Source organism: Algibacter sp. 2305UL17-15, assembly GCF_040720935.1.
In the GTDB taxonomy this organism is placed as follows: Bacteria; Bacteroidota; Bacteroidia; order Flavobacteriales; family Flavobacteriaceae; genus Jejuia.
In genome coordinates, this window is record NZ_JBFDAE010000023.1 from 48,888 (window position 1) to 58,801 (window position 9,914).

The window sequence follows — 9,914 nt, forward strand, 5'->3', positions numbered from 1 at the left end:
TTTAAAATGAAGAATTCAAACTTACAAGATTATTCACATAAGCGTTTTAACATTCTAACTGGAGAATGGGTGTTGGTATCGCCACACCGCGCAAAAAGACCATGGCAAGGACAAAACGAAGCAGTTAATAATGAAAAACGACCGGCATATGACGAAAAGTGTTATTTATGCGCGGGCAATACAAGAATTAACGGAGAGGTAAACCCAAAATACTCTGATGTTTTTGTATTTACTAACGATTTTGCAGCACTACAAAGTGATTCCCCAACATTTTCTGTAAACGACGGATTGTTGGTCGCAGAAAGCGAGACAGGAATTTGTAAAGTAATTTGCTTTAGTCCAGACCACTCTAAAAGTTTAGCAGATATGTCGGCCGAAGAAATTCAAAAAGTAGTTTTCGCCTGGCAAAGAGAATATAAAGAACTGGCTGCAAAACCTAATATAAATTACGTTCAGATCTTTGAAAACAAAGGTGCTGTAATGGGGTGTAGTAATCCGCATCCACACGGACAAATATGGAGTCAGTCAACACTTCCAAACGAGGTTGATAAAAAAGACACTCAGCAATTAAATTATTATAACGAAAAAAACAGCAGCCTTTTAGGAGATTATTTAGGGCAGGAATTAGACAAACAAGAGCGCATTATTTTCGAAAATGATGGTTTTGTGGTGTTAGTTCCGTTTTGGGCCATATGGCCTTTTGAAGCGATGATTGTTCCAAAACGACAAATGGCCAATATTTTGGACATGACAGATGAAGAAACATTGCAATATGGAGAAGCTATTGCTGTTTTAACTAAAGCATATGACAAGTTGTTTAACACCTCTTTCCCATATTCTAGCGGAATCCATCAATCTCCAACTGATGGCAACGAAAACAAACATTGGCATTGGCATATGAGTTTTTACCCGCCATTGTTGAGAAGTGCTTCGGTTAAGAAATTTATGGTAGGTTATGAAATGTTTGGTTCTCCACAACGAGATATAACTGCTGAAAGTGCTGTAAAAATGATTAAAGCATTGTTATAACTGAACAACTATAATTAAACTTTACTAAACTGAAAACCTGATACGGCTTAACACCTATCAGGTTTTTTTATGTAAAAATGTTAAGACTTCATTAATTCTTATGTTAAAGTATCTTAATTTTTAATCGGCTATTCATCAAAATACTTTAATTTGATACTCAATAACCAAGGAATGACATTGAGACATTTATTTTTTTTGCTGCTCCCCTTTTCAATGTTTGCTCAAAACATCAAGGGAAAGGTTTATGATAACGAATCTACCGTTAAGGGCATTAAAGTCTTCAATGTCAGTAAAAAAACAAAAACCTACACCGATCAAGATGGTAGTTTTACTATCGCAGCAGCCATAAACGATACGCTTTTATTCCAATCACTATTTCATCATGAAAAAAGTGTTGCACTTAAACCTAATCATTTTCATGATGTAGCTGTTTTTGAGTTGAAGAAAATGGTAAACAAATTGGGAGACGTTCTGGTAATTGATGAAAAATCTAAAGAATTTAATGCTGTTGAATACACCGAAAAAACGGGACTTCAATTAGCAAATGATATGAAAAACAACCCTCATTTATACACCAATCCTCCTAAATATGGCTTGGATTTTATTCAAGTAGCATCTCTTATCGGTAAACTTTTTAAGAAGAAAGATAAACCCAAAATTCAACCTATAGAATTTATAACCTACAAAACCTTAGATTCGCTTTTCAAAAAAGATAAATTATTCAACTTAAAATTGCTTAATCAAGATTTGAAGATTCCCGAAGAATACGCTCATCTTTTCCTCGATTATTGCGATTCTAAAAATTTAAATAAACGGTTAACTTCCGAAGAAAACAAAGTCATTCTTTTAGACTCCTTGTTTAAATTTAGTAGGGAGTTTCTAGAAATTACCCAAGAATTCGAAAAACCTGAAGATTCTTTTCCTTTAAAAAACTAATATCATACTAATTCTTCTTTTCAAAAGTTATATTTTTAGCCATTAATTACTTTTGCTTTGATGAAACAATATATCTACTTTATAATTACAGTTTGTTTTTTAGTCCTTTGGAGCTCTTGCCGCAAGGATTTTGAATTTTCACCAAGTACTGGAAGTCTTGAATTTTCAAGAGACACCGTCTATTTAGACACGGTTTTTACCAATATTGGTTCTAGCACATACAACCTAAAGGTCTATAATAAAAGCGATAATGATATCCTCATACCCAGCGTAAAGTTGGCAACGGGAAATGCCTCGCAATACAGACTTAGTGTGGATGGCATGGCTGGGAAAACGTTTGAAAACATTGAGTTATTGGCAAACGATAGCCTTTTTGTTTTTATAGAAACCACATTAGACATCAATTCTACCCCGAATATTAATGGTGAATTTTTGCATATGGACCAAATTGAATTTGATTCTGGCGGCAACCTACAAAAAGTTGAGTTGGTCACTTTAATTAAAGATGCCGTTTTTATTTATCCTAATAGAGATAACACCACCAAAGTTATTGATACACTTACGCTTAATATCGGAGGGGAACAATTTATAACAAATTTACAAGGGCGAGAATTGTTACCCCATGAATTAACGCTTACCAATGAAAAACCTTATGTAATTTACGGATTTGCAGCAGTTCCAAGCGGACAAACATTAACTGTTGAGGCGGGTGCAAGATTACACTTTCATGAAAATTCCGGGATTATTGTTCAGTCTGGTGCCTCAATAAAAGTGAATGGCACTTACAGTCCAGACCAAGAAACTTTGGATAATGAAGTGATTTTTGAAGGCGATAGACTAGAGCCTAACTTTTCGGAAAGACCCGGACAATGGGGCACTATTTGGTTATTAGATGGCAGTTTTGGCAATACATTTAATTATGCAACCATAAAAAATGCATTGGTTGGAATTTTATGTGATGGCAATGTCAATGCGTTTAATGGCAAACTCAATATTAAAAATTCCCAAATATATAATTCTGGAAGTTTTGGGATTTTAGGTAGAAACACCTCTATTAATGGAGAAAATGTGGTTTTAAATAATGCGGGGCAATCGTCGTTGGCAGCTACTTTTGGCGGTAAATATAATTTTACACATTGTACTATTGCTAATTATTGGCAAAACAGTTTTAGACCGTTGCCTGCCTTATTAGTTAATAATTTTGTAATTGATGAAGATGAAACCGCTACCGTTGCTGATTTAGATGAAGCTAATTTTAACAATTGTATTATCTATGGAAATGATAATCCAGAATTTCTTTTAGATGAAATTGAAGACGATGCTGTGAGCTTTAATTTTAAGTTTACGAATTGCTTAGTTCGATTTGAAGATAGAAACAACAACTTTACAGGCGATAATTACAATTTTGAAAATACCGCACTTTATGAAGGTGTCATCTTTAATAAAGACCCTGATTTTAAAGACCCGAGTAAAAACATGTTGATTATTGGCGATGATTCCGCTGCAAATGCTAAAGGTAATAGCTCTTTTGCAAGCCAAGTTCCTGATGATATTTTAATGGTAAATAGAACTGCAAGTCCAGATTTGGGAGCATATCAGCATATTACTTTTCCTGATGAGGAAGAAAATTAAAATCACTATTGTCCGATTAAATTTCGCTCCTATGGAGCTTTATAACATTTTTTGCTTCGATCTATAAAGATTACGCTCCTCTGGAGCTAAAAGAATCCCATAGGGATGGAATCTTTGAAGCAAAAGGATATAAACTAAAAAACAAGCCCCAACGGGGCGACATCTTAAAAATCGCTTATTTAGTAGGAGATTTTTTTATTGGTTTAATTGCTCTTGTAATTCGCAATAGTATTAAAAAATGGCGATTATTAAGAAACACAACTCGGTAATCTCAAATTGATTATAGATAAGATAATCTACTCACGCTCCAACTGCGCCTTATACAATTCTAAATTAGCCTTAACATCCTCATCCAGCTCTGGCTCTTTAATATCAGTATATTTACTCAAGGCATCATACATAATCTTTGCTACGATATAACGTGCTGTAGGTTTATCATCTGCAGGAATGTTATACCAAGGGGCATGTTTTTTTGAAGTTCTATTGATGGCATCTTCATAACAGTCTTGATAGGTGTCCCAAAGTTTGCGTTCCTTTAAATCGCCTGGAGAAAATTTCCAATTTTTTTCTTGTTTTCTCAATCGTCTTAACAATCTGAATTTTTGTTCTTCTTTAGAAAGGTTCAAAAAGAATTTAAAGATTATCGTCCCGTTTTCAGCAAGATGCTTTTCAAAATTATTGATTTGCTCAAAACGCTTGTCCCAAAAAGCATCGTTGATATCTTCGACTGAATTCACATCTGGCAAATTTTCGCCTAAAATATAATTTGGATGTACTCTAGTTACTAAAACATTCTCATAATGAGTTCTGTTGAAAACGCCAAATTTTCCGCGTGGCGGAAGTGCAATATAATGTCGCCATAAATAATCATGGCCTAGCTCTAAATCGGTAGGTACTTTAAAACTATGGACTTGTACGCCCCTTACGTTAAAACTTTTAAAAACCTCACGTACCAAACTGTCTTTTCCAGACGTATCCATCCCTTGTAAACACACCAAAACGGCATATTTATCATGCGCATACATAGTATTTTGAATTTCACTTAATTGTTTTCTTAATTTCTTAAGCGCACCTTCTACTTCGTCTTTGGTAGCCTGAGCATCATAAGACGTTGGCAAATCTTTGATGCTTATTTTTGAAGTGATTTTAAAATCGTTCTCTTTTATGTGTTTCATTTTAATGTCTTATTATTATCTAATTAAAACCTGCTAACGACGATTAGGGACATTGCAGTTAATTTAGTTTCTATAAATTTTAGCCACGAATTACACTAATTATCACAAATCTATACGTGAATGATATCATTTCAATTCTCATGGTTTTAATTGTTACGAATGAAACAGACTTTCAGTCTGTTATTTTGAAGCAAATAGTTTCACATCTTGTTCGCTTACCTCACTTCCTCCTAGAATAATAAGTCGCTCTACAACATTGCGTAGTTCTCGAATATTTCCGGTCCAATCGTAATCTTGCAGCAATTTAATGGCTTTGTCGGAAAAGTTCTTTTGGGCAGTTCCTTGTTCATCAGAAATCTTTTTAGAAAAATGGTTTATCAATAAAGGGATATCCTCTCTCCGTTCATTTAACGATGGAACTTTAATTAAAATAACGGCTAACCTATGGTATAAATCTTCACGGAATCTACCTTCTTCAATCTCTTTCTTCAAATTTTTATTGGTCGCAGCAACAACACGAACATTCACTTTAATATCCTTATCACTTCCAACACGTTGAATACGGCCTTCTTGTAAGGCCCGTAATACTTTTGCTTGTGCCGATAAGCTCATGTCTCCTATTTCATCTAGAAAAATAGTACCACCATTGGCAGCTTCAAACTTACCAGCTCTATCTTTATTGGCACTCGTAAATGCGCCTTTTACATGACCGAATAATTCGCTTTCAATCAATTCACTCGGGATTGCAGCACAATTTACTTCAATCATTGGTGCTTTAACGCGTTCGCTTTTTTCGTGCAACCAATGTGCCACCAGTTCTTTTCCTGTTCCGTTAGGGCCCGTAATTAATACCCTAGCATCTGTTGGCGCTACTTTATCTATAATAGCTTTAATTTGAGAGATAGAATCGCTATCTCCTATCATTTCATATTTCTTGCTTACCTTTTTCTTGAGAATTTTGTTTTCTACAACCAATTCTTTTCTGTCCAAGGCGTTTCTAACCGTGTTTAATAATCTATTTAAATCCGGTGGTTTCGAGATATAATCGAACGCCCCCATACGCATTGTATTTACTGCGGTATCTAAATCGCCATGGCCCGAAATCATGACTATCGGAGTTTCTGGTTTTATTTTTTTTGTGGCTTCCAATACTTCTACACCGTCCATTTTTGGCATTTTAATATCACACAGCACCAAATCGTAATCGTCTTTCTTAATTTTTTCAATTCCGGACAAACCATCTTCAGCTTCTTCAACTTCATATGTGTCATTTTCCTCCGAAAGGATTTTAACCAATACACGTCTTATCGCTGCTTCGTCTTCAATTATTAATATTTTGGGCATAATTAACTTATTTTATTTTTGAATAATATGAATATCTCTTTGTGGGAATGGTATTGTAATATCGTTTTCCCTGAATAGTCTGTCTATTTCAAAACGAATATCACTTTTAGGAATAGCACCTTGAAAACTATCATTTAAGGTAAAAACCAATCTGAAATCTAAAGAACTATCTCCGAAATTATCGAAAAACACATATGGTGCTGGATGCTTTAAAACCATATTGTGACTTGAGGCTGCTTTTAGCAATAATTTTTTAACCAATTGCACATCGCTACCATAAGCCACACCAACTTTTACGCTTTCCCTGGTTGTGGTTCCGTTTTGTGTCCAATTATAAAGGCTATTTGTTAAGTAGAGATGATTAGGAATAATCAACACTTTATTATCGATGGTAACTGCTCTGGTTGTGCGCAATTTAATTTCATCTACACGCCCCACTTTTCCATCTAATTCTATAATATCGCCAACATGGACAGATTGATCGATTAAAATAAACACACCCGAAATAATGTCTTGAAACAAGGTTTGTAACGCTAGACCAATACCTATAAGCAATGCTGCAGATGCAGCAAAAACGGCTGTAACATTAACGCCGATAGCATTTAGGGTAATCAACAGTATCACTAAATATACCAACCACCTAAAATAGCCAAAAACGACATTGAATTTACTTTTATCGTCATCTGGTAAGTTCTTTGTAATGAGTTTAAAAACTACTTTTAAAATAAGAGTGGTTATAAATATTACCGTGATTATAACAATAACATCTTTAACAGAGATGGTTAAATCCTTACTAAAATCATAGTGCAGGTTGAGAAATTCGCTAAATTTTTCCCAAGCAGTACTTTCTTTAATTTTTTCTTCTATTTCGTCTAATTGCAAGATCATAATTAATATTTAATCCATTTAATTAATTCTCTATACGTTGGTTTTTTACCATACATTAAAATACCAACTCTGTATATTTTGGCCGCAAACCATACTGTAAACATAAAACTTCCTATTAATATCCCCAAGGACAATAGCTGTTGCCAAATTGGGACACTAAAAGGGATACGCATGAGCATCACTACCGGCGAGGTAAGCGGTATAAAAGAAAACACGGTAGATACAGTTCCGTGAGGATCTTCTATTACAGTAAATATACCAATATATACCGCCAATATTAACGGCATAATTATCGGGAGCATAAATTGTTGTGTATCGGTTTCATTATCTACTGCTGCCCCTATAGCTGCGTAAAATGAGCTATAAAGCAAATAGCCACTAATAAAAAATAAAATAAATGCCACTATTAAATTGGTTAGCGGTAAATTATAAAACCCTGCTAAAGCTTCTTGAATTTTTTGATTTACTTCTGGGTTATCCATGGCTTGCTCAATCATCGCTTGCTGTGGTGTTTGCATTTGCGACATATCTATTCCCAAAATTGCAGAAACAACAAACAATAATATACTACCCAAAACAAGCCAAATTGCAAACTGCGTAATTCCAGCCAAAGATGTCCCAATAATTTTACCAAGCATTAACTGAATTGGTTTTACAGAAGATACTATGATTTCAATAATTCTACTCGTTTTTTCTTCAATGACACTTCGCATAATCATATTGCCATAAATGATGATAAACATGAACAATAAATATCCCGCTGCGCCACCGAAAATGAGTTTTATTACATTATCTGTTGTTGAGGATGTTTCTCCAACAAAATTTTCTTGAAAAATAGTAACGTTTATTTTTGATGATTCTATCTTATCGATATCAATATCTAAGTTTTTATAATTCAACCTAGTTAACCGTTTTGTTAATTGATACTCTAAATTAGAAATTGTGGAAATTGAAGGAGATTCTTTTGAATAAAACCGTATGCCTTTTGAAAGTAAATTTACGTCGTCGTTATTTTGAATGTGCAATAGGCCATAACCCGAAGATTCGGTTACCACTTCTTTTGCGGTATCGAGAGACATGTCCTCAAGTTTGTGATAGATAGTATTATCTGTGTTTTCAAAAACGTCTGCGACCAATCCAGATTCATCTAAAATTGAAATCACACGTACTTTATCATTATTTACTTGTGATAAGTAAGCAACAACACTAATCAAAACTATCATTATAAGAGGACTTAAAAATGTCATTACAATGAACGACTTGTTTTTAACCTTAGACAGATACTCACGCTTTATGATTAGAGGTAAATGATTCATAAGTTATTGTAGGTTATTTTGAGTTACAGTTTGAATGAAAATATCATTAACACTTGGTATTAGCTCTACAAAATGAGAGACTTCCCCTTTTGATGTTAAGTAATTCAACAAATCATTTGGGTTTTGATGTTCTTTTAATTTGATATTCAATTTCAACTCTTCATTTAAAGTTTTAAAACTTGCAGGTGCGATATCAAAAGTATCTGAAAGTTCTTTTTGCAGCACAGTCGTATCAGATACTTTAACACCAACTTCATAGGTATTGGTTTTATAACTTCGTTTGACGTCCAAAATTTTTCCGTCCAAAATTTTATTAGACTTATGGATTAATGTAATGTCATCACATAGCTCTTCCACCGATTCCATACGATGTGTAGAGAAAATAACGGTTGCTCCATTTTCGCGTAAACGTAAAATTTCATCTTTAATTAAATTGGCATTAATAGGGTCGAAACCTGAAAAAGGTTCATCAAAAATAAGCAGTTTAGGGGCGTGTAAAACGGTTACCACAAACTGTATTTTTTGTGCCATGCCTTTAGAAAGTTCTTGGATTTTCTTGTGCCACCAATCCCCTATCTCTAAACGATCAAACCAATATTTTAAACGCTCCTTTGCCTCGGTTTTACTTAAACCTTTTAGTTGTGCCAAATACAAAGCTTGCTCACCAACTTTCATAGATTTGTATAAACCGCGTTCTTCGGGGAGGTAGCCAATATCTTTTATATGCGAATTGTTAAGTGCTTCTCCATCTAAGATTACACTACCGGAATCTGGTAAGGTAATTTGATTTATAATTCTAATTAAGGTTGTTTTTCCTGCGCCATTAGGTCCTAAAAGACCATAAATACTTCCTTTAGGTACGGCAATAGAAACATTGTTTAATGCCGTAAAATTGCCGAATTTTTTACTTACGCCACGCACTTCTAATATGTTATCCATTCACAATTTTTAATTGATAAGCAAGCGTAAAGATATTAAATGTAGTTGAGCCTTTTATACCGATACAAAGAAAATACAGCGGTAAAACACATACTTTTACTTTAGAATCTTTTTTGCCACCAATTCACGAATAAAACCGAAAACAGATAAAAATATAATTGTCACAAATAAAAAATCCATCGATTTTTAAAATTAGTGTTGATTCATTTTGTGCTATTTCATAATAGAGAAAAAATTAATGTTCCCGATAGCTATCGGGACGTGCATTTTATCAAAGTATGTGTTTGTCCCAAAAGAAAACATATCCAATGAAATTGACATGAAATTGCTATAATAACAAAACCCACCCTCAATAAAATTAAGGATGGGAAAAAAATTGCTATGAAAAAGAAAAATTATCACTAAAGTTAATTAGCGATATTCAAATATAAGTTTTTTTTCTTAACTAGTAGCAAAACTATTAAGATAAGTTTTGGCTTACACATAAAAAAATCCAGTTTTCACGGAATTTTTTAATTTATTGAGTTATTTGGGATCAAGTCAAAAAGTTGTGTGTGAATTGGAATAAGATTCCGATTTTTGTTTAAAAAAAGAACCTTGGACAATTATCTAGACTTACTCAAACTTATCTTACCTGAATTTCTGATCAATCATT

General features: G+C 33.7%; 8 protein-coding genes. 3 read left to right on the forward strand and 5 right to left on the reverse strand.

The genetic code is table 11. The features are described from left to right. Positions 1 to 6 precede the first annotated feature (6 nt). The 3 genes from ABXQ82_RS17870 (at position 7) to ABXQ82_RS17880 (ending at position 3,597) form a co-directional block, all read left to right on the forward strand. A complete protein-coding gene (locus ABXQ82_RS17870) occupies positions 7 to 1,029 on the forward strand; it encodes a UDP-glucose--hexose-1-phosphate uridylyltransferase (RefSeq protein ID WP_367063001.1) in 1,023 nt (340 codons plus the stop codon). A gap of 177 nt (positions 1,030 to 1,206) precedes the next feature. Beyond that, on the forward strand, positions 1,207 to 1,965 hold the full coding sequence (locus tag ABXQ82_RS17875; RefSeq protein ID WP_367063003.1) for a carboxypeptidase-like regulatory domain-containing protein: 759 nt from the start codon (positions 1,207 to 1,209) through the stop codon (positions 1,963 to 1,965). Between the two features lie 60 nt (positions 1,966 to 2,025). After that, positions 2,026 to 3,597, forward strand: coding sequence for a hypothetical protein (locus ABXQ82_RS17880; protein WP_367063005.1), 1,572 nt, complete (start codon positions 2,026 to 2,028; stop codon positions 3,595 to 3,597). 296 nt (positions 3,598 to 3,893) lie between these two features. Here ABXQ82_RS17880 and ABXQ82_RS17885 read toward each other — a convergent pair whose 3' ends face one another. From ABXQ82_RS17885 to ABXQ82_RS17905, 5 genes are all read right to left on the reverse strand, one after another. Then, positions 3,894 to 4,772 carry a PPK2 family polyphosphate kinase gene (locus tag ABXQ82_RS17885; RefSeq protein WP_367063007.1) on the reverse strand — a complete coding sequence of 293 codons (879 nt, stop codon included), beginning with the start codon at positions 4,770 to 4,772 and terminating at the stop codon, positions 3,894 to 3,896. A gap of 180 nt (positions 4,773 to 4,952) precedes the next feature. After that, the gene (locus ABXQ82_RS17890; RefSeq protein ID WP_367063009.1) at positions 4,953 to 6,116 is read right to left on the reverse strand and encodes a sigma-54 dependent transcriptional regulator; all 1,164 of its coding nucleotides are present in this window, start codon (positions 6,114 to 6,116) and stop codon (positions 4,953 to 4,955) included. Positions 6,117 to 6,128: 12 nt separating this feature from the next. Beyond that, on the reverse strand, positions 6,129 to 7,004 hold the full coding sequence (locus ABXQ82_RS17895; protein ID WP_367063011.1) for a mechanosensitive ion channel domain-containing protein: 876 nt from the start codon (positions 7,002 to 7,004) through the stop codon (positions 6,129 to 6,131). A 2-nt stretch (positions 7,005 to 7,006) separates the two neighbouring features. After that, positions 7,007 to 8,320, reverse strand: a complete 1,314-nt coding sequence (locus ABXQ82_RS17900) for an ABC transporter permease (RefSeq protein WP_367063013.1) — start codon at positions 8,318 to 8,320, stop codon at positions 7,007 to 7,009. A gap of 3 nt (positions 8,321 to 8,323) precedes the next feature. After that, the gene (locus ABXQ82_RS17905) at positions 8,324 to 9,259 is read right to left on the reverse strand and encodes an ATP-binding cassette domain-containing protein (protein ID WP_367063015.1); all 936 of its coding nucleotides are present in this window, start codon (positions 9,257 to 9,259) and stop codon (positions 8,324 to 8,326) included. Positions 9,260 to 9,914: the final 655 nt, after the last annotated feature.

Coding starts and splice junctions, on each gene's coding strand:
- ABXQ82_RS17870 (WP_367063001.1), top strand. CDS start 7: ATGAAGAATTCAAACTTACAAGATTATTCACATAAGCGTTTTAACATT.
- ABXQ82_RS17880 (WP_367063005.1), top strand. CDS start 2,026: ATGAAACAATATATCTACTTTATAATTACAGTTTGTTTTTTAGTCCTT.
- ABXQ82_RS17885 (WP_367063007.1), bottom strand. CDS start 4,772: ATGAAACACATAAAAGAGAACGATTTTAAAATCACTTCAAAAATAAGC.
- ABXQ82_RS17890 (WP_367063009.1), bottom strand. CDS start 6,116: ATGCCCAAAATATTAATAATTGAAGACGAAGCAGCGATAAGACGTGTA.
- ABXQ82_RS17895 (WP_367063011.1), bottom strand. CDS start 7,004: ATGATCTTGCAATTAGACGAAATAGAAGAAAAAATTAAAGAAAGTACT.
- ABXQ82_RS17900 (WP_367063013.1), bottom strand. CDS start 8,320: ATGAATCATTTACCTCTAATCATAAAGCGTGAGTATCTGTCTAAGGTT.
- ABXQ82_RS17905 (WP_367063015.1), bottom strand. CDS start 9,259: ATGGATAACATATTAGAAGTGCGTGGCGTAAGTAAAAAATTCGGCAAT.